The following is an 18,455-nucleotide window of genomic DNA, read 5'->3' as shown; positions in this document are numbered from 1 at the left end:
CGTGTCACTCCGGGGTTGCGTCCGCGCCACGGGGTGCGGGGAGCCAGGCTCTCCGCACCCCGTCGGTTCGGTGCGCCACCCCTTTGTATGCCGTAGGGGCGCTACGCGCGTAGAAGGCCCCCGTCCCCAGGAGAGTGCGCCATCAAAGCGTCCAGCAGCCCTCCGGCCGGAGCGGCGGTCAACGGTCAGACCGCCGTCGAACTCGCCGGGATCACGAAGCGATTCCCCGGTGTCGTGGCCAACCACGACATCCACCTCAGTGTCCGCAAGGGCACCGTCCACGCCCTGGTGGGCGAGAACGGCGCCGGCAAGTCGACCCTGATGAAGATCCTCTACGGCATGCAGAAGCCGGACGAGGGCACCATCGCCGTCGACGGCGAGCAGGTCACCTTCGGTTCCCCCGCCGACGCCATCGCGCGCGGCATCGGCATGGTGCACCAGCACTTCATGCTCGCCGACAACCTCACCGTCCTCGAGAACGTCGTGCTCGGCAGCGAGAAGCTGTACGGCATCGGCGCCCGGGCCCGCCGCAAGATCAAGGAACTCTCCGAGCGCTACGGCCTCGACGTGCGCCCCGACGTCCTGCTCGAGGAGCTCGGTGTCGCCGCCCGCCAGCGCGTGGAGATCCTCAAGGTCCTCTACCGCGGCGCGACCACCCTGATCCTCGACGAGCCCACCGCCGTCCTGGTCCCGCAGGAGGTGGACGCCCTCTTCGAGAACCTCCGCGAGCTGAAGTCCGAGGGCCTGTCGGTCATCTTCATCTCCCACAAGCTGGGCGAGGTCCTCTCCGTCGCCGACGAGATCACCGTCATCCGCCGCGGCACCACCGTCGGCACCGCGGTCCCCGCCGAGACCACGTCCCGGCAGCTCGCCGAGATGATGGTCGGCAGCGAACTGCCCAGCCCGGAGAAGGGCGAGTCGACGGTCACCGACCGTCCCGTCATCGACGTCGACAAGCTCCGCCTGACCGCCCCGGGCGGCAAGCCCCTGCTCGACGACATCACCTTCACCATCCACGAGGGTGAGATCCTGGGCATCGCCGGCGTGGAGGGCAACGGCCAGACCGAACTCGTCGACGCGCTGATCGGCCTGCGGGCCGCCGACTCCGGCGTCATCCGGCTCGCCGGCGAGGAGATCACCGCCTGGAGCACCCGCAGGCGCCGCGAGGAGGGCATCGGCTACATCCCCGAGGACCGCCACCGCCACGGCCTGCTCCTGGAGGCCCCCCTCTGGGAGAACCGCATCCTCGGCCACGTCACCGAGAAGCCCAACGCCAAGGGCATCTGGCTGGACCCCAAGGCCGCCCAGGAGGACACCCGCCGCATCGTCAAGACGTACGACGTCCGCACCCCGGGCATCGACGTCACCGCGGCCTCCCTGTCCGGCGGCAACCAGCAGAAGCTGATCGTCGGCCGCGAGATGAGCCACAAGCCGCGCTTCCTGATCGCCGCGCACCCCACCCGCGGTGTGGACGTCGGCGCGCAGGCCGCGATCTGGGACCACATCCGCGAGGCCCGCCGCGAGGGACTGGCCGTCCTGCTGATCTCGGCCGACCTCGACGAGCTGATCGGCCTGTCCGACACCCTCCGCGTCATCTACGACGGCAAGCTGGTCGCGGACGCCGACCCCGCGACCGTCACCCCGGAGGAACTCGGCACCGCCATGACCGGTGCCGCCACCGGCCACCTCGAACACGAAGAGACCCCCGAGACCTCGGCCGACGCCCCCGAGTCTCCGGAAGACGAGGCCCGCTGATGAAGAAGTTCGACAAGGAGCGCGTGCTCCTGGCGGTGGCCGGACCGGTCATCGCGCTCGCCGTGGCCTTCGTGCTGAGCGCGATCGTGCTGCTCGCCTCCGGCAAGAACCCAACCGAGCCGTTCGCCCTGATGTTCCAGCAGGCGACCTACTCGGACATCCAGGTCCTGATCATCAACCAGGCGTCGATGTACTACATCGCGGCCCTGGCGGTGGCCATCGGCTTCCGGATGAACCTGTTCAACATCGGCGTCGACGGCCAGTACCAGCTCGCCGCCATGATGGCCGCCATCGTCGGCGCCCACGCCGACCTGCCGGCCGCCCTGCAGATCCCGCTGCTGCTCCTGACCGCCGTGTGCACCGGCGCCTTCTGGTCCGGCATCGCCGGTGTCCTGAAGGTCACCCGTGGGGTCAGCGAGGTCGTCGCCACGATCATGCTCAACGCGATCGCCACCGCCGTCATCGGCTACCTGTGGCTGCCCAGCGTGTTCGGCGTCAAGGTCGGCAACAACAACACCACCGGCGAGATGAACGAGTCCGGCTGGGTTCCCGGCCTCGACATGGGCGACGCGGGCGAGATCTACGGCCTGGTCCTCCTCGCCGTGGTGCTCGGCATCGGCTACTGGGTCGTCCTCAACCGCACCCGGTTCGGCTTCGACCTGCGCGCCTCCGGCGCCTCCGAATCCGCCGCCGCGGCCAGCGGCGTCAGCCCCAAGCGCATGGTCCTCACCGCCATGCTGCTGTCCGGTGCCATCGCCGGACTCGCCGGTCTGCCGATCCTCCTCGGCGACACCCACACCTACAGCCTCAACTTCCCCACCGGCATCGGCTTCCTCGGCATCGGCATCGCCCTGCTCGGCCGCAACAGCCCGGTCGGCATCGCCTTCGCCGCCGTGCTGTGGGCCTGGCTCGACAAGGCGTCCCCCGAGCTGGACTTCCACGGCTACGACAAGGAGATCGCGGTCATCATGCAGGGCCTGATCGTCCTCTCGGTCGTCGTCTCCTACGAGGCCGTCCGCGAGTGGGGCCTGCGCCGCCAGCAGCGCCGCGTCGGCGCGGAGCTCGCCGCGGGACACGTCCTGGGCGCCGACAACAACACGAAGGAGGTGGCCGGCCGATGACTGCTCCGACCACTGCGACCGACGTCAACCAGCCGTCGCTGCAGCCCACGGCGCCGACCGGCCGCCGCATGTCGCTGCCGGTGCTGCTCCTGGTCATCGCCGGAGCCCTGGCGCTGACCTCGATCGTCCGCCTGATCACCGGCGCCAACGGCATCACCAACGTCAGCCAGATGTCCACCGCCCTCCAGCTCGCCGTCCCGATCGGCCTCGCCGGCCTCGGCGGTCTGTGGGCGGAGCGCGCGGGCGTCGTCAACATCGGCCTCGAGGGCATGATGATCCTCGGCACCTGGTTCGGTGCCTGGGCCGGATTCCAGTGGGGTCCGTGGACCGGCGTCCTCGTCGGCCTCATCGGCGGCGCGCTCGGCGGCCTGCTGCACGCCCTCGTCACCGTCACCTTCAACGTCAACCACATCGTCTCCGGTGTGGCGATCAACATCCTCGCGCTGGGCGCCACCCGCTACCTCGCCCCGCTGGCCTTCGAGGGCCACCAGGGCGGCTCCGCCAAGCAGTCCCCGGCGGTCGAGTCGCTCGGCAGCTTCACGGTGCCAGGACTCTCCGAGGCGTTGCGGGACCTCAACGCCAAGGGCTGGTTCTTCGTCTCGGACATCGCCGGACTGCTCGGCGGCCTGGTCACCAACGTGTCCTGGCTGACCCTGATCGCCGTCGCGCTCGTCCCGGCCACCTGGTACATCCTGTGGCGCACCCCGTTCGGCCTGCGCCTGCGCTCCTGCGGTGAGAACCCGATCGCGGCGGAGTCCCTCGGCGTCAACGTCTACAAGTACAAGTACGTGGCCGTGATCATCTCCGGCGCCCTGGCCGGCCTCGGCGGTGTCTTCCTGTCCATCGTCGCCAACCCCTTCTACCTGGAGGGCCAGACCAGCGGCCGCGGCTACATCGGCCTCGCCGCGATGATCTTCGGCAACTGGATGCCGGGCGGCCTCGCCATCGGCGCCGGCCTCTTCGGCTACACCGACAGCCTCAACCTGCGCGGCGGCTCCGCCAACGTGCACGCCCTGCTGCTGCTCGGCGCGCTGCTGCTGGTCATCGGCGCGATCTGGCTGGCGATCCGCAAGAAGTACGTCCACGCGGTCATCACCCTGGTCATCGGCGCCCTCGTCTACGCCTGGTACGCCGGCACCAACGAGGTCCCCAACCAGGTCGTCGCCGCCACGCCGTACGTCATCACCCTCGTCGTCCTCGCCCTGTCCGCCCAACGGCTGCGCATGCCCAGGGCGAACGGCATGCCGTACCGGAAGGGACAGGGCAAGTGACCCCGGCCGCGGCGGACGCCGACTGGGAGGCGCTGCGCGCACTCGCCCGCGAGGCGATGACCCACGCGTACGTCCCCTACTCGGGCTACCCGGTCGGCGTGGCCGCCCTGGTCGACGACGGGCGCACCGTCTCCGGCTGCAACGTGGAGAACGCCAGCTACGGACTCGGCCTGTGCGCCGAGTGCGGACTGGTCTCCGAGCTGCAGCGCACCGGAGGCGGCCGGCTCACGCACTTCACCTGCGTGGACGGCCGGGGCGAGATCCTCGTCCCGTGCGGCCGCTGCCGGCAGCTGCTGTACGAGTTCGGCGGCCCGGAACTGCTGCTGGAGACCCCGGCGGGCATCCGGCCGCTGTCGGAGATGCTGCCCCAGCCCTTCGGCCCGCAGCACCTCACCAAGTAACGCCCAGCGGCCCCCTCGGACGACGGTCGGTACCGTCACCCGGAGGGGGCCGCACCCTTCGCACCCCGGAAGGAACGCCAGCATGGCCATGGACGCCATCTCCGTCATCCGCACCAAGCGGGACCGCGCCGAACTCACCGACGAGCAGATCGACTGGGTCATCGACGCCTACACCCGCGGGGAGGTGGCCGACGAGCAGATGTCGGCGCTCGCCATGGCGATCCTCCTCAACGGCATGAACCGGCGCGAGATCTCCCGCTGGACGGCGGCGATGATCGCCTCCGGCGAGCGCATGGACTTCTCCTCGCTGTCCCGCCCCACCGCCGACAAGCACTCCACCGGCGGCGTCGGCGACAAGATCACCCTCCCGCTGGCCCCCCTGGTCGCCGCCTGCGGCGCGGCCGTCCCCCAGCTCTCAGGCCGCGGCCTCGGCCACACCGGCGGCACCCTCGACAAGCTGGAGGCCATCCCGGGCTGGCGCGCCCTGCTCTCCAACGAGGAGATGCTGGACGTCCTGGACACCACCGGCGCCGTCATCTGCGCGGCGGGCGACGGCCTGGCCCCCGCCGACAAGAAGCTCTACGCGCTGCGTGACGTCACCGGCACCGTCGAGGCCATCCCGCTGATCGCCTCCTCCATCATGTCCAAGAAGATCGCCGAGGGCACCGGCTCCCTGGTCCTGGACGTCAAGGTCGGCACCGGCGCCTTCATGAAGACCCTCGACGACGCCCGCGAACTCGCCCGCACCATGGTCGGCCTCGGCACCGACGCCGGGGTGAGGACGGTCGCCCTGCTCACCGACATGTCCACCCCCCTCGGCCTGACCGCCGGCAACGCCCTGGAGGTCCGCGAGTCCGTCGAGGTCCTCGCCGGCGGCGGCCCCGCCGACGTCGTCGAACTGACCCTCGCCCTGGCCCGCGAAATGCTCGACGCGGCCGGCCTGAAGGACGCCGACCCGGCGAAGGCCCTGGCCGACGGCTCCGCGATGGACGTCTGGCGCCGCATGATCACCGCCCAGGGCGGCGACCCGGACGCCGAACTCCCCGTCGCCCGCGAGCAGCACGTCGTCAAAGCCCCGTCCTCCGGCGTCCTGACCCGCCTCGACGCCTACGACATCGGCGTCGCCGCCTGGCGCCTCGGCGCGGGCCGCGCCCGCAAGGAGGACCCGGTGCAGGCCGGCGCCGGCGTCGAACTCCACGCCCGCCCCGGCGACGAGGTGACCGAGGGCCAGCCCCTCCTCACCCTCCACACCGACACCCCCGACCGCTTCGACTACGCCCTCGCCGCGGTCGACGGCGCCTACGACATCGCCGCCCCCGGCACGGCCTTCACGGCCACCCCCGTGGTGCTGGAACGCATCGCCTGACCTGCGCTTTCCCCGATCGGGTGAACGGGACCGGTGGACCCCACCGGTCCCGTTTCGCCATGCTGGACTCGGTGACGCATCGAAGGAGACCGCCATGAGCGCACTCACCGTGAGCCAGGACAGCGAACAGAGCTGGGACGACCTCGTCCGGTTCTGGGAGGAGATGGAATGGCCCGAGGGCAGCAGGGTGGAGATCATCGAGGGGATCGTCACCGTGTCACCTGCTCCCGCGTACAGCCACAATCTGATCGCGGCCCGCATTCAGCGCCGTCTGTACTCCGTGATCCCCGAGGACTGGGAAATCTTCCAGACACAGGCCATCGCCGTGCCGTCCCGGTTGGGCATGTTCATCCCGGATCTCGTGGTCGCCCCGGTACGGGACCACACCGTTCCTGAGTCCCACATCCCTGCCGCGCTCGCAGAGTTGGTCGTCGAGGTCACCTCCAGGTCCAACGCCCGCCACGACCGTGTCAGCAAGCCCGCCGCCTACGCCGCCGCGGGCATCCCGCTGTTCCTCCTGGTCGACCGCTGGGCCCCCGACGGCCCGGCCGCGACCCTCTACGGCGACCCCAAGGGTGACGTCTACCGGCCCCTGCTCACGGCGAAGTCCGGTGAGCCGCTGAAGCTCCCCGCCCCCTTCGACCTCGTGATCGGCACCGCGGAGTTCCCGGCCCCCTGAGTGCGCCGGCGGCACATCGCCGTGACGCAGGCCGGGAGGCGGGTCGGAGGACCGGCGGACGCTGCGTACGCTTCGGGGCATGGGCGACGAGGGTGGGCTGCGCGAGCGCAAGAAGCGGCAGATGTACCGTCGGCTGTCGGACACGGCCATCGGTCTCTTCCTGGAACGCGGGTACGAGCAGGTGACCGTCGCCGATGTCGCGGCCGCGGTCGACGTCTCCAAGCCGACGCTCTTCCGGTACTTCCCGGCCAAGGAGGACCTCGTCCTGCACCGGCTGGCCGACCACGTGGGGGAGGCCGGCCGGGTGGTCGCGGGGCGCCCGGCCGGGCAGTCTCCGCTGGAGGCCCTGCGGCGCCATTTCCTGGACGGGCTCGCCCGGCGTGACCCGGTCACCGGCCTGAACGACGATCCGGACGTGCTCGCCTTCCACCGGCTGCTGTACGGCACGCCGTCCCTGGTGGCGCGCCTGCACGCGCATGTGGAGCGGGACGAGACCGCGCTCGCCGAGGTTCTGGACCGGGAGTTCGGGGGTGGCGTCCGGGCGCGTCTGGCCGCCGGTCAGATCGTGGCCGTCCGGCGCGTCCTCGCGCAGGAGAACTGGCGCGGCATCACCGCGGGCGGTGCGGCGGACGCGTTGTATCCCGAAGCCGTGGCGGTGGCCCGTTCGGCGTTCGGCCGGCTGGAGGCCGGACTGCCGGACCTGGCCAGGCCAGATAATGCAACCAAGTAAAAAACATTACTCGGTTGCATTATCCTCGGGGCATGTCACGCTCCGACCCTTTACTCAGTGATGCCCTCGCCCGGGAACGCGCCTACCACGACGTCTGCCGTGCGGCATGGGAGGCGATGGCCGAGGGAGCGCGGGCGCAGGTGGTGGCCGGTGAGGACACCGCCGCGTCCGGCGCCGACGCCGAAGTGCTCGGCCGCCGGCTGCGCAGCCAGGCCAAGGAGTTCGGTGAACTGCCCGAGGGCCCGCTGTTCTTCGGCCGCCTCGACTTCGCACCGGATCCGGGGAGCGCGGGGGACCATGCCGGGCAGAGCTACCACATCGGGCGGCTCCGGGTCACCGACGATCCGTCCGCCCCGCCGCTGGTCGTCGACTGGCGCGCCCCCGTGGCGCGCGCCTTCTACCGGGCGAGCACCCGCGACCCCCAAGGCGTTGCCCTGCGGCGGCGCTTCGGCTGGTCACCGGCGGGCCGCGGAGACGCGGAGGATCTCACCGGTCTGGAGGACGAACACCTCGGCGAGGGGGATGCGGCGGAGAGCGATCTCGTCACCCGGGAGATCGAGCGCCCACGCATCGGTCCCATGCGCGACATCGCCGCGACCATCCAGCCCGAACAGGACGACCTGGTGCGGGAGGACCTCGCCCGCTCCCTCTGCGTGCAGGGAGCCCCCGGCACGGGCAAGACCGCCGTCGGGCTGCACCGCGCCGCCTACCTCCTGTACACGTATCCCGAGCGCATCCAGCGCCGCGGCATGCTCATCCTCGGCCCCAACCGGGCCTTCCTCTCCTACATCTCCGAAGTACTGCCCGCACTCGGCGAGACCGGAGTCCGGCAGTCCACCCTCGACGACGAGATCGCCCGCCATCCGGTCACGGCGCGGGACAGCGACACCGGCGCGGTCGTCAAGCACGACATCCGCATGGCGGAGGTGCTGCGCCGCGCGCTCTACGCACGGGTGAACGCCTGGGTGACGCAGCCGCTCGTCCTGCCGGACGGTTCCTACCGGTGGCGCGTCCCCCCGGAGGAGCTGGAGAGGATCGTCCGCGAAGTGCTCGCCGAGGAGCCCGCCTACAACGTGGGCCGGGACCGCGTCCGCGACCGCATCGTCCGGGCCGTCCAGCACCGGGCCGAGCGCCGCGGCGGCCCCCGCTCCCGCACCTGGGTCAGGAAGGTGGCCCGGGCACGCCCGGTCACCGGCCTGCTCGACACCGTCTGGCCCGCCGCACGGCCCGAGGAAGTCCTGACCGACCTGCTCAGCCGTCCCGACGCGCTGGCCGCCGCCGCCGACGGCGTCCTCGGAGAGGACGAGCAGCAGGCCGTCGCCTGGCCCGCGCCCCCGCGCTCGGCGGGTTCGGCCCGCTGGTCGGCGGCGGACCTCGTCCTGCTCGACGAGCTCGCCGGTCTGATCGCGCGCCCCGAGGGGTACGCGCACGTCGTGGTCGACGAGGCCCAGGACCTGTCCCCCATGCAGTGCCGTGCCATTGCCCGCAGGTCGTCCTTCGGGTCCGTCACCGTCCTCGGGGACCTCGCCCAGGGCACCACCCCGTGGGCCGCACGCGACTGGCCTGGCTTCCTCGCTCACCTGGGGAAACCGGACGCCGTCGTCACCCCGCTCACCACGGGGTTCCGGGTACCGGGCGCCGTCGCCGGACTCGCCAACGCCCTGCTGCGGCACCTCGGCACGCCGGTACCACCCGTCCGCTCCCGGCGCCGCGACGGAGACGTGAGGATCGAGGCGGTCCGCGACCCGGTCGCCGCCACCGTCGCTGCCGTGGACACCGCGAGGGAACACGACGGTTCCATCGGCGTCGTCGCGGCCGACACCGTGGCGGAGACTCTGCGCCGCGCTCTGGCCGAGGCGGGGATTCCGGCAGCCGGACCCGACACGCCGGGAGCCCGCGTCACCGTGGTGCCGGCGTCCGCCGCCAAGGGACTGGAGTACGACCACGTGGTCCTGGTCGAGCCGTCGGCCGTGGTCGAGGCCGAGCCCCGTGGCATGAACCGCCTGTACGTGGCGCTGACCCGGGCGGTCTCCCGCCTGCACATCGTGCACTCCGCGCCCCTGCCGCCCGCCCTGCGGCCCGCGGTGCCGCAGCCTCCCGGACCCGCGGGATCCTGACACCCGGCCATCCGGAACAGCTCGCGTCCGGCGGGACGCCCCCCGCTCGGCCGGCTCACCCCAGCAGTGCCGCCACCACGACCAGGACCGGGACCGACAGCACCGTGGAGACCAGGATCGTCTCCCGGGCGAGGGTCTCGCCCGTGCGGTAGCTGGTCGCGTAGGTGAAGAGGTTCTGGGCGGCCGGGAGGGCGGAGGTGACCACCACGTCGAGGAGGAGGGCGCCGCGCAGGCCGAAGACGCCGGCCGCCAGGGCCCAGGCGACCGCGGGCTGGACGAAGGACTTCAGGGTCACGGCGAGCAGGACCGCGCCGCGCTCGCCGCCGCGCAGGGGGAGGGTGCTGCCGCGCAGCGAGATGCCGAAGGCGAGGAGGACCGCCGGGACGGCCATGTTGCCGATGAGGGTGAGGGGGTCCATGACCGGGCCGGGGATGCGCAGGCCCGTGGCCGACACCGCCACGCCCGCCAGGGAGCCGAGCGCGATGGGGTTGCGGAGTGGCGTGAGGAGCCGTTGGAGGGGCGAGCCCTCGGCGCCGGAGGTGGACAGGTCGAGGACGGTGAGCGCGACCGGGGTGACGCCGACGAGCTGGAACAGCAGGACCGGTGCGACCAGGGAGGCGTCGCCGAGGACGTACACGGCGATCGGGATGCCCAGGTTGCCCGCGTTGACGTAGCCGGAGCACAGGGCGCCGATGGTGGTGCGGGCGACGCCCCAGCGGCGTGCGACACCCACCGCCACGAAGACGCCGGCCACGCCCACCGCGCTCAGGGCCGTGACCAGGAGACGGCTGGAGAAGACGACCGACAGGTCGGCGTCGGCCAGGATCGTGAACAACAGTGCCGGTGACGCCACCCGGAAGGCGAGCCGGGTCAGGACCTCAACTCCCTGCGGCCCGAGGTACCCGCGGCGGCCGATGAGGTAGCCGACGCCGATGACGACGGCGATCACCGCGAAACCGCTCAGCACCCCCTGCACGGCGGCCCCTCACGGTGGAGCAGGGCACCGGACGCGGGCGGAGGGGGTCTGTGGCACATGCAGGCAACCCTCCGGGGGCGGCCGTGCCCGGGTCAATGTGATCCTCGCGGCGGCCCGGCCCACGGACGTGGGGGCGCGATGAGTTCCGCGGCCCCGCCCGGTCTACCGGTCGTGGATGCCATGACACCGCCCGTACTCGTCCTGCAGGGCCCCGTGACCCGGGACGGGGTGGCGGGCCCCTGCGACGCGCTGCGGGCCCTGCTGGACGGCGGGAGCGGAGCCTGCGGGGTGGTGGTGTGCGATGTGGCCGGGCTGGGGCCGCCGGGGCTTGCGGCTGTGAACCTCCTCGCCCGTCTGGAGCTGCTGGCCCGCAGGACGGGCGGGCGGATCCGGTTGCGCGACCCCGACCCCGCGCTACGCGTCCTGCTCGACCTGGTCGGTCTCCGCTTCGAGGTGGAGGGGCAGCCCGAACAGCGGGAAGAACCGCTCGGTGTCGAGGAAGCAGTGGAATCCCGTGATCCGCCCGTCTGAGATCTCCAGGACCTGCACCGCCCACGGCGTGTACCCGCCGGCCTCCGGGTCGGGCTTGTACTGGGCGAACCCGGGCAGGCCGTTGACCTGGACCGGCACCAGCCGCGAGTGGGCGCAGGGGGCGCCCATGGTCGTCATGAAGCCGGTGATGTCCCCGGCGCCGGTCAGCCACAGGTCGAACGGCGGCATCGTCATGATGGCGTCCTCGTGGAGCAGCGCGGTCAGGGCCGACATGTCGTAGCCCTCGAAGGCGGCCATGTACCGGTCCAGCAGCTTCTGCTGCTCCTCGTCCAGCGGGTCGGAGACGGCCGCCTCGTCGCCCGGACGGCGCCGCTCGGCCAGTGTCGCCCGGGCCCGCTGGAGGGCGCTGTTGACCGAGGCGACCGAGGTGTCCAGCAGTTCGGCGACCTCGCTCGCCTTCCAGGCCAGCACCTCCCGGAGGATGAGCACCGCCCGCTGCTTCGGCGGCAGTTGCTGGAGCGCGGCCATGAACGCCAGGCGCACGGACTCCTTCGCGACGGCCGCCTCCGCCGGGTCCTCGACGGTCGGCAGCACGCGGGCGTCCGGGGCCGGTTCGAGCCAGGTGTGGTCCGGGCGCGGTGACAGGGCGGCCTGGGCGAGCGGCGTGGACTCCGTCAGGTCCATCGGGCGGGCCCGCTTGTTGCCCGCCCGGAGCATGTCCAGGCAGACGTTGGTGGCGATGCGGTACAGCCAGGAACGCAGGCTGGAACGCCCCTCGAACGTGGCGAAGCTGCGCCAGGCCCGCACCATCGTGTCCTGCACGGCGTCCTCCGCCTCGAAGGAGGAGCCCAGCATCCGGTAGCAGTACCCGGTCAGTTCGACCCGGTGGGCCTCCAGCCTGGTGTCCAGGTCCGCCGTCGTCGCCGTGCCGTTCGTCATCGTCCACCCGCCCCTGTGGCCTGTCCGTGGTGCGTCGTCGCACCCAGCACTTCGGAAGCTACCGCAGCCCACTGACAACGGCCCGCCGAGCGGGTGAACGCGCAGGCCAGGACTTGATCGTGACGGGCCGGCGACGAGGTCAGGCGGCCTTCGCCAGACGGTGTTCCACGCGTGCCGCCCGGGTGCCGAGCAGGGTGATCGCCCCGACGCCCGCCACCGCGACCAGTCCGACGCCCACCGTCCCGGCCCAGCCGCCGCTGTGGAAGGCGAGCGCCCCCACGGTGCTGCCGACGCTGGAGCCCACGTAGTAGGCGGACTGGTAGAGCGCCGACGCCTGCGCCCGCCCGTGGGTGGCGGTCCGGCCGACCGCCGAGGACGCCACCGCGTGACCGGCGAAGAAGCCCGCCGTGATCAGGACCAGGCCCAGCAGCACCAGGGGGAGCGAGTCCGCCAGGGACAGCAGCAGACCCGCCGCGGTCGTCGCGCCGCCCGCGTAGAGCGCGCCCCGGCGGCCCAGCCGGCCCACCAGGCGGCCCGCCGCGGACGCCGACACCGTGCCCACCAGGTACACCAGGAAGATCGACCCGACGATGCCCTGCGGGAGGGAGAACGGCGCCTCGGTCAGGCGGTAGCCGATGACGGTGTAGACACCGCCGAACACCGTCATGAACAGGGCACCGATCGCGTACAGCCGGCGCAGCAGGGGGTCGGCGAGGTGGCCGCGGACCGTGCGCACCAGCACGGCCGGGCGCAGCGAGCCCGGGCGGAAGTGCCGCGGCGCGGGCAGCAGCAGCCGGAAGGCCACCGCGCAGGCCAGCGCGAGCACCCCGATGACGGCGACGGCGACCCGCCAGCCCCATTCCTGCGCCACCCAGCCGGTGACGACCCGGCCGCTCATGCCGCCGACGCTGTTGCCCGCCACGAACAGCCCGATCGCGGTGACCAGCGCCCGGGGCCTGACCTCCTCCGCGAGATACGCGGTCGCCGACGCCGGCAGCCCGGCCAGCGCGGCCCCCTGGAGGGCCCGCAGCGCCACCAGGGCGCCCAGGGAGGGGGCGAGGGGCACCAGCACCCCGAGGGTGACCGCGACGGCCAGGGAGCCCGTCATGACCGTCCGCCGGCCGTAGCGCTCGGAGAGGGCGCTCATCGGCAGCACGAACAGCGCCAGTCCGCCGGTCGCCGCCGCCACCGTCCAGCTCGCGTCGCCCGCACTCACCCCGAGGTCGCCGGAGATCAGCGGCAGCAGGGCCTGCGTCGAGTACAGCAGCGCGAAGGTCGCCACCCCCGCGAGGAAGAGGGCGAGGCTCATCCGGCGGTAGCCGGGGCCGCCCGGGGACATCCGGGTCTCGACGGTGGCCGGGGAGGAGGGAACGTTCGGGCCGGCGTCCACACGCGTGGACGCCCCGGTACTGACGGAAGACATGCCCCGAACGTACGGACGCCCCGGCTGATCCGTCCAATGCATGGATTCGCCATAATCGTTCCCATGGTGCATCAGCAGAGGCCAGAGGCCCGCCTGTCACAGTCCGGTGACACAGAAGACATGGTGATGTTGCTGGCGCCTCGCCTCGCGTACTTCGCGGGCGTGGCCCGGACCGAGCACGTCACGCGGGCCGCGCAGGAGATGCAGGTGCCGCAGTCCACTCTGTCCCGGGCGATGGTCCGGCTGGAACAGGACCTCGGCGTCGACCTGTTCGCCCGCCACGGACGGACCCTCTCCCTCACCCCGGCCGGGCGCACCTTCCTCGGCTCCGTGGAACGCGCCCTCGCCGAGGTCGGACGGGCGGCGGAGGAGGTCCGCGCCGACGCCGACCCGGCCACCGGCAAGGTCGCCTTCGGCTTCCTGCACACCATGGGCGCCGAGACCGTGCCCGGGCTGCTGCACGCCTTCCGCGCCGACCATCCGCGCATCCGGTTCGCGCTGGTGCAGAACTACGGCGAGGCCATGCTGGAGCGCCTGCGCGCGGGGGACCTCGACCTGTGCCTGACCTCCCCGGTCCCGGACGCGCCCGACCTCGTGGCCCGGCGCCTGGACGAGCAGAAGCTGCGCCTGGTGGTGCCCGCCGACCACCGGCTGGCCGGCCGTCGCCGCGTCCGGCTCGCGGAGGCCGCCGACGAGACCTTCGTGACCCTGGAACCGGGTTACGGCCTGCGCCGCATCACCGACGATCTGTGCAGCCGGGCCGGATTCCGGCCCCGGGTGGCCTTCGAGGGCGAGGAGGCGGAGACCCTGCGCGGGCTCGTCGCCGCCGGTCTGGGCGTCGCGCTGCTGCCCCCGCCGGCGGTCCCGCGCCCCGGCGTGGTCGAACTGACGGTCACCGCCCCGAGGGCGGCCCGGGAGATCGGCGTGGCCTGGCTGGCGGGGCGCCCGGACACGCCCCCGGTCGCCGCCTTCAAGAAGTTCCTGCTCTCCCGCAGGGGCACGCTGCTGCCGGACTGAACCGGCTGCGGCAGGCCGGCGTGGCTGACGCGGCTGGCCGGGCTGACCGGCTGCGCTGACTGGTCCGGCCGGCCTGGCTGACGCGGCTGACCCGGCTGACCGGCGGCACCGACCGGCCCGCTGAAGGCTGCGCCGAGCGGCCTGGGTTACCCGGCCGAGCCGGCCTCGGCGGCCCGCCTCACCCGTCGGGCGCGTGGTCCCCGCCGGATGCTTGTCCCGGCGGCGTGACCGGGCCCCACGGCCTGTCCGTGCAGCCGGCCGTCCGGCGGCCGGTCCGTCCGGAGGGTGGTCCGTCCGGAGGGTGGTCCCGCCCCTCGCCTCCGCCCGCGTGTCCCGGCGGGCCGTCGGTCACCCTCCGGCGCGTCGGCTGCGCAGGTGCTCCCTGCCCCGCCGACTCGCCCGCCCCCGGATGCGTCCGGCCAACCGTTCCGAGCCTGCCCCGTTCCCCTGACCACGGTGGTGCCCCGTGATCCCCGGGCGCACCATCATGCCGAGCCGAGCCGAGCCGAGCCGAGCCGAGCCGAGCCCGAGCCGAGCCGAACCGGACCGCCCCGCCCGGCCAGGGGGCCGGCTCCCGACTCCGGCCCGGCACCCGGGCAGCGGGCGTCGGCTCAGCGGCGCAGCGACTTCCCGAACCCCGCCGCCAACGGCATCCGCAGGCCCAGGGGCGGCGGGGCCGCGAAGGCGTCCTGGAGCGGGCGGGAGAAGGCTCGGCCGAACAGCGCGCCGCCCACGAAGTTCTCGGCCAGGGCGAGCATTTCGTCCCGGTACTGCGTCAGGCCGTGCCCGTCCGCGTGCACTTCGAAGCGGCAGACGTCCCGGTTGGCCTTCTTGGCCCGTGCGGCCAGCCGGAAGGACAGCTCCGGGTCGGTCCGGGCGTCGTGCGTGCCGTGCACGACGAGGACCCGCCGCCCGGCGAGCTGCTTCACCGGTTCGAGTGGCGTCCCGGTGTTTTCCGCGGGCAGCCAAGGGGCGAGCGCCAGCACGGAGTTGACGGCGTCGTGGCCACCGGCGCGCAGCGCGGCCCGGCCGCCCATGCCGAGGCCGGCGAGGCACACCGGGACGTCCCCGTAGCGCCGTACGGCCTCGTCGGCGGCCCAGGCGGCGTCCTGCGCGAGGTGCGCCTCCTCGCCGTTCCAGCCGCGGTAGCGGTAGTGGACGACATGGGTGACGAGGCCCTCGTCGCGGACCGCCCGGCCGAGCCGGCGGCCCAGGGCGCGGACGGAGGCGGTCGCCCTCATCGGGGACGGTCTGCGGCTGGAGACCTCGTCGCCGGACGGGAGCAGGAGCACCACACCGCTCACCGCGGTCGGTTCGGGACCGAGGGCCTTCCCGAGCCGGGCCCTGCGAACCGGCGTCGCTTGCTGTGCCATGGCGCAACATTCTCAGAACCCGGGCGGAACCCGACCCGCCCGTGCGGTCACCGTTACGTATCGACGGATTCGTACACCGGTGATCTACGCGCGTAGGGGTTACAGTGCCGAGATGACCAGCCAGAGCATCGCGAACGCGCCGACGGAGGAACAGATCCGCCGGGCGCCCAAGGTTCTGCTGCACGACCACCTGGACGGCGGGCTGCGCCCCGGCACCGTCGTCGACCTGGCCCGGGACAGCGGCTACGACCGGCTGCCGGAGACCGACGCCGACAAGCTGGGCCTGTGGTTCCGGGAGGCGGCCGACTCCGGTTCCCTGGAGCGGTACCTGGAGACCTTCTCGCACACCGTCGGTGTCATGCAGACCCGTGACGCGCTGGTGCGGGTGGCCGCCGAGTGTGCCGAGGACCTCGCCGAGGACGGGGTCGTCTACGCGGAGGTCCGGTACGCCCCCGAGCAGCACCTGGAGGGCGGGCTGAGCCTGGAGGAGGTCGTCGAGGCGGTCAACGAGGGCTTCCGGCAGGGCGAGCGGCGGGCGAAGGAGAACGGCCACCGCATCCGCGTCGGTGCCCTGCTCACCGCGATGCGGCACGCCGCCCGCGCCCTGGAGATCGCCGAACTCGCCAACCGCTACCGGGACCTGGGCGTCGTCGGTTTCGACATCGCGGGCGCCGAGGCCGGTTACCCGCCCACCCGGCACCTGGACGCCTTCGAGTACCTGAAGCGGGAGAACAACCACTTCACCATCCACGCCGGTGAGGCGTTCGGGCTGCCGTCCATCTGGCAGGCGCTCCAGTGGTGCGGTGCGGACCGGCTCGGGCACGGGGTGCGCATCATCGACGACATCCAGGTCCGGGAGGACGGGTCGGTCGAGCTCGGCCGGCTCGCGTCCTACGTCCGGGACAAGCGGATCCCGCTCGAACTGTGCCCGAGCTCGAACCTGCAGACCGGGGCGGCGGACTCCTACGCCGAGCACCCCATCGGGCTGCTGCGACGGCTGCATTTCCGGGCGACGGTCAACACGGACAACCGTCTCATGTCGGGCACCAGTATGAGCCGGGAATTCGAGCACCTTGTCGAGGCATTCGGTTACACGCTCGACGACCTCCAATGGTTCTCCGTCAATGCGATGAAATCAGCTTTCATTCCTTTCGATGAACGACTGGCCATGATCAATGACGTCATCAAGCCGGGGTATGCCGAGCTGAAATCCGAATGGCTGTTCCGGCAGACCGCCTCCACCAGCGGTTCCGTCGGCGAAGGGGGCTGACGCGGGAGCGTGCGCACACGAGGAATGCGGGCGGTGTTCACAATCCGTCCGCATTTCGCTGTTTGCGGCGGGCGGTACGCCGTGTTTACGGTCACAGCACCGCTCACATCCCCGTATCCCATTCGAGGACACATTTTCATGAAGCAGTCTGCTGCCAAGACCCTCGGTGTCGCCGCCCTCGGTGCCGCCTTCGCCGCCACCGGTGCGGGCGCCGCCACCGCGGCCCCGGCGCTCCCCGACGCCGGTTCGGCGCTGGACACCGTCACCCAGGCCGTCCCGGCGGAGAACGTCTCCGGTGTGCTGCCCGGTGCCGAGCGCGCCCTGGAGACCGGCCAGCAGGTGGCCGGCACGGGCATGACGGCCGCGCAGCCGGTCGCCCAGCAGCTCATCTCCGAGGGCCCGACGCAGCCGGTGGCCGGTCTGCTCGGCGGCCTGCCGCTGGCGGGCCTGCCCACCCAGGGCCTGCCCGTCAACGGCCTCCCGCTCGGCTGACCCACCCTGGCGGAACCCGCGACGGGGCGCCCCGGCACACGGGGCGCCCCGTCGGCGTACCCGGAGGCTGTCGCCGGCTTCAGGACCCTGCCGGGCCGCTCCGCTCCGGCGCCGGCCTCACCAGGCGGCCCGTTGCTTGTCCTCCGACGGCAGCAGGATCCACAGCGCGATGTAGAGCAGGAACTGAGGGCCGGGGAGCAGGCACGACAGCAGGAACAGCACCCGCATCGTGGTCGAGGAGGTGCCGAAGCGCCGGGCCAGCGCGGCGCACACTCCGCCGATCATGCGGTCGTTGGTGGGGCGGGCGAGGCTGGACATCGTGGCTCCTTCGTGAGCGGTCCGAGGCCCCCGTCCGGGTGCCTCTCTGCCTACCACGTTACGGAGACGAAGGGGGCAAAGCGTCGCTCCACGGGGCGATCCCGACCCTGGGAATCGTAGGGGTCCGACCCTGAGCCGGCTCCTGGACCGGTACCGGCACCGCACGGCCGCCGGTCCGGCGGCGCAGCCAGGACCGTCCGGCGGGCACCACCGCGAGGTGAGCGAGCGCCGCGCCCGCCGTGTTCAGCAGCAGCGAGTCGACGTCCACGACCTGTCCCGGCACCGCCGTCTGCAGCATCTCGATACCCAGCGACAGCAGGGCCGCGGCGGCCGTCGTGCGGATCAGCGAGCCCAGCGGGGACACCGCGAGCCGGCCCCCGGCCATGGGCAGCAGCACCCCCAGCGGCGCGAGCAGCGCCAGCCCTTCGCCGACCCGGCGGGCCCCCTCCGTCCAGCCCGCCGCGAAGTCGGCGCGCAGCCCGTCGAAGGGGCGCAGGTTGGCCGGCATGACCCAGGGGACGTCGAGCGGGCGCAGCGTGTACCAGGCCACGAGCGCGAGGTACGCGGCCAGGAGGATTCCTCCCGTCACACGGATACGGATCGCGGCGGTGCCGCCGATGGAGCCTTGACGCTGCACGAACCCCTAGACGCGGCGCCCGGCGCGATCGGTTCCGCCGTGCCCGCCGTTCTCCGGCTGAGGCGTGCGCCACACCCG

Annotated in this window: 18 protein-coding genes; 12 read left to right on the top strand and 6 right to left on the bottom strand. The window is 72.6% G+C overall.

Translation table 11 applies throughout. The features are described from left to right. Positions 1-141 precede the first annotated feature (141 nt). The 8 genes from ACIRPP_RS04085 (at position 142) to ACIRPP_RS04050 (ending at position 9,440) form a co-directional block, all read left to right on the top strand. Positions 142-1,755, top strand: coding sequence for an ABC transporter ATP-binding protein (locus ACIRPP_RS04085; protein WP_403638322.1), 1,614 nt, complete (start codon positions 142-144; stop codon positions 1,753-1,755). Next, entirely contained in the window at positions 1,755-2,876 is a 1,122-nt protein-coding gene (locus tag ACIRPP_RS04080; RefSeq protein ID WP_403637836.1) for an ABC transporter permease, read from the top strand. Before ACIRPP_RS04085 ends, ACIRPP_RS04080 begins: the two co-directional genes overlap by 1 nt. After that, positions 2,873-4,147: an ABC transporter permease gene (locus ACIRPP_RS04075; RefSeq protein WP_403637834.1), complete on the top strand. Its 1,275-nt coding sequence runs from the start codon at positions 2,873-2,875 to the stop codon at positions 4,145-4,147. The genes ACIRPP_RS04080 and ACIRPP_RS04075 overlap by 4 nt, the downstream gene beginning before the upstream one ends. Then, the gene (locus ACIRPP_RS04070) at positions 4,144-4,548 is read left to right on the top strand and encodes a cytidine deaminase (RefSeq protein WP_164349309.1); all 405 of its coding nucleotides are present in this window, start codon (positions 4,144-4,146) and stop codon (positions 4,546-4,548) included. The genes ACIRPP_RS04075 and ACIRPP_RS04070 overlap by 4 nt, the downstream gene beginning before the upstream one ends. 88 nt (positions 4,549-4,636) lie before the next feature. Continuing rightward, on the top strand, positions 4,637-5,914 hold the full coding sequence (locus ACIRPP_RS04065) for a thymidine phosphorylase (protein ID WP_403638320.1): 1,278 nt from the start codon (positions 4,637-4,639) through the stop codon (positions 5,912-5,914). Positions 5,915-6,008: 94 nt separating this feature from the next. Beyond that, positions 6,009-6,593, top strand: a complete 585-nt coding sequence (locus ACIRPP_RS04060; protein ID WP_403637832.1) for a Uma2 family endonuclease — start codon at positions 6,009-6,011, stop codon at positions 6,591-6,593. Positions 6,594-6,672: 79 nt separating this feature from the next. Further along, on the top strand, positions 6,673-7,323 hold the full coding sequence (locus tag ACIRPP_RS04055) for a TetR/AcrR family transcriptional regulator (RefSeq protein WP_403637830.1): 651 nt from the start codon (positions 6,673-6,675) through the stop codon (positions 7,321-7,323). Positions 7,324-7,355: 32 nt separating this feature from the next. Beyond that, positions 7,356-9,440 (top strand): HelD family protein, encoded by a 2,085-nt coding sequence (locus ACIRPP_RS04050; protein ID WP_403637828.1) that lies wholly within the window; start codon positions 7,356-7,358, stop codon positions 9,438-9,440. A 55-nt stretch (positions 9,441-9,495) separates the two neighbouring features. Here the strand turns inward: ACIRPP_RS04050 and ACIRPP_RS04045 are convergent, their stop codons facing one another. Beyond that, positions 9,496-10,416, bottom strand: coding sequence for an AEC family transporter (locus tag ACIRPP_RS04045; RefSeq protein WP_403637826.1), 921 nt, complete (start codon positions 10,414-10,416; stop codon positions 9,496-9,498). 138 nt (positions 10,417-10,554) lie between these two features. On the opposite strand from ACIRPP_RS04045, the gene ACIRPP_RS04040 reads away from it, so the two are divergent. Beyond that, positions 10,555-10,947, top strand: a complete 393-nt coding sequence (locus tag ACIRPP_RS04040; protein WP_164333613.1) for an STAS domain-containing protein — start codon at positions 10,555-10,557, stop codon at positions 10,945-10,947. Here the strand turns inward: ACIRPP_RS04040 and ACIRPP_RS04035 are convergent. Together ACIRPP_RS04035 and ACIRPP_RS04030 are read right to left on the bottom strand one after the other, a co-directional pair. Beyond that, complete coding sequence (locus ACIRPP_RS04035) at positions 10,831-11,847, bottom strand: sigma-70 family RNA polymerase sigma factor (protein WP_403637824.1); 1,017 nt, start codon at positions 11,845-11,847, stop codon at positions 10,831-10,833. The two genes, ACIRPP_RS04040 and ACIRPP_RS04035, sit on opposite strands and share 117 nt — an antisense overlap. Positions 11,848-11,986: 139 nt before the next feature. Then, positions 11,987-13,270 (bottom strand): MFS transporter, encoded by a 1,284-nt coding sequence (locus ACIRPP_RS04030; RefSeq protein WP_403637822.1) that lies wholly within the window; start codon positions 13,268-13,270, stop codon positions 11,987-11,989. A 63-nt stretch (positions 13,271-13,333) separates the two neighbouring features. Between ACIRPP_RS04030 and ACIRPP_RS04025 the strand changes: the two genes are divergently transcribed. Continuing rightward, positions 13,334-14,287, top strand: coding sequence for a LysR family transcriptional regulator (locus ACIRPP_RS04025; protein ID WP_403637821.1), 954 nt, complete (start codon positions 13,334-13,336; stop codon positions 14,285-14,287). A gap of 611 nt (positions 14,288-14,898) precedes the next feature. Here the strand turns inward: ACIRPP_RS04025 and ACIRPP_RS04020 are convergent. Continuing rightward, positions 14,899-15,660 (bottom strand): alpha/beta hydrolase, encoded by a 762-nt coding sequence (locus ACIRPP_RS04020; RefSeq protein ID WP_403637819.1) that lies wholly within the window; start codon positions 15,658-15,660, stop codon positions 14,899-14,901. Between the two features lie 112 nt (positions 15,661-15,772). Here ACIRPP_RS04020 and ACIRPP_RS04015 point away from each other — a divergent pair, with 112 nt between their 5' ends. Together ACIRPP_RS04015 and ACIRPP_RS04010 are read left to right on the top strand one after the other, a co-directional pair. After that, positions 15,773-16,930, top strand: a complete 1,158-nt coding sequence (locus ACIRPP_RS04015) for an adenosine deaminase (protein ID WP_403637817.1) — start codon at positions 15,773-15,775, stop codon at positions 16,928-16,930. A 138-nt stretch (positions 16,931-17,068) separates the two neighbouring features. Beyond that, positions 17,069-17,422 carry an ATP-binding protein gene (locus ACIRPP_RS04010; RefSeq protein WP_403637815.1) on the top strand — a complete coding sequence of 118 codons (354 nt, stop codon included), beginning with the start codon at positions 17,069-17,071 and terminating at the stop codon, positions 17,420-17,422. Between the two features lie 117 nt (positions 17,423-17,539). Here ACIRPP_RS04010 and ACIRPP_RS04005 read toward each other — a convergent pair whose 3' ends face one another. Both ACIRPP_RS04005 and ACIRPP_RS04000 read right to left on the bottom strand, forming a co-directional pair. After that, entirely contained in the window at positions 17,540-17,740 is a 201-nt protein-coding gene (locus ACIRPP_RS04005; protein WP_403637813.1) for a PspC domain-containing protein, read from the bottom strand. Positions 17,741-17,798: 58 nt separating this feature from the next. Beyond that, positions 17,799-18,377: a VanZ family protein gene (locus ACIRPP_RS04000; protein WP_403637811.1), complete on the bottom strand. Its 579-nt coding sequence runs from the start codon at positions 18,375-18,377 to the stop codon at positions 17,799-17,801. Positions 18,378-18,455 lie beyond the last annotated feature (78 nt).

This window comes from Streptomyces sp. NPDC101219 (assembly GCF_044767675.1).
GTDB lineage: Bacteria > Actinomycetota > Actinomycetes > Streptomycetales > Streptomycetaceae > Streptomyces.
Note: the sequence above shows the minus strand (reverse complement) of the source record. Positions and strands in the feature narration are given on the sequence as shown.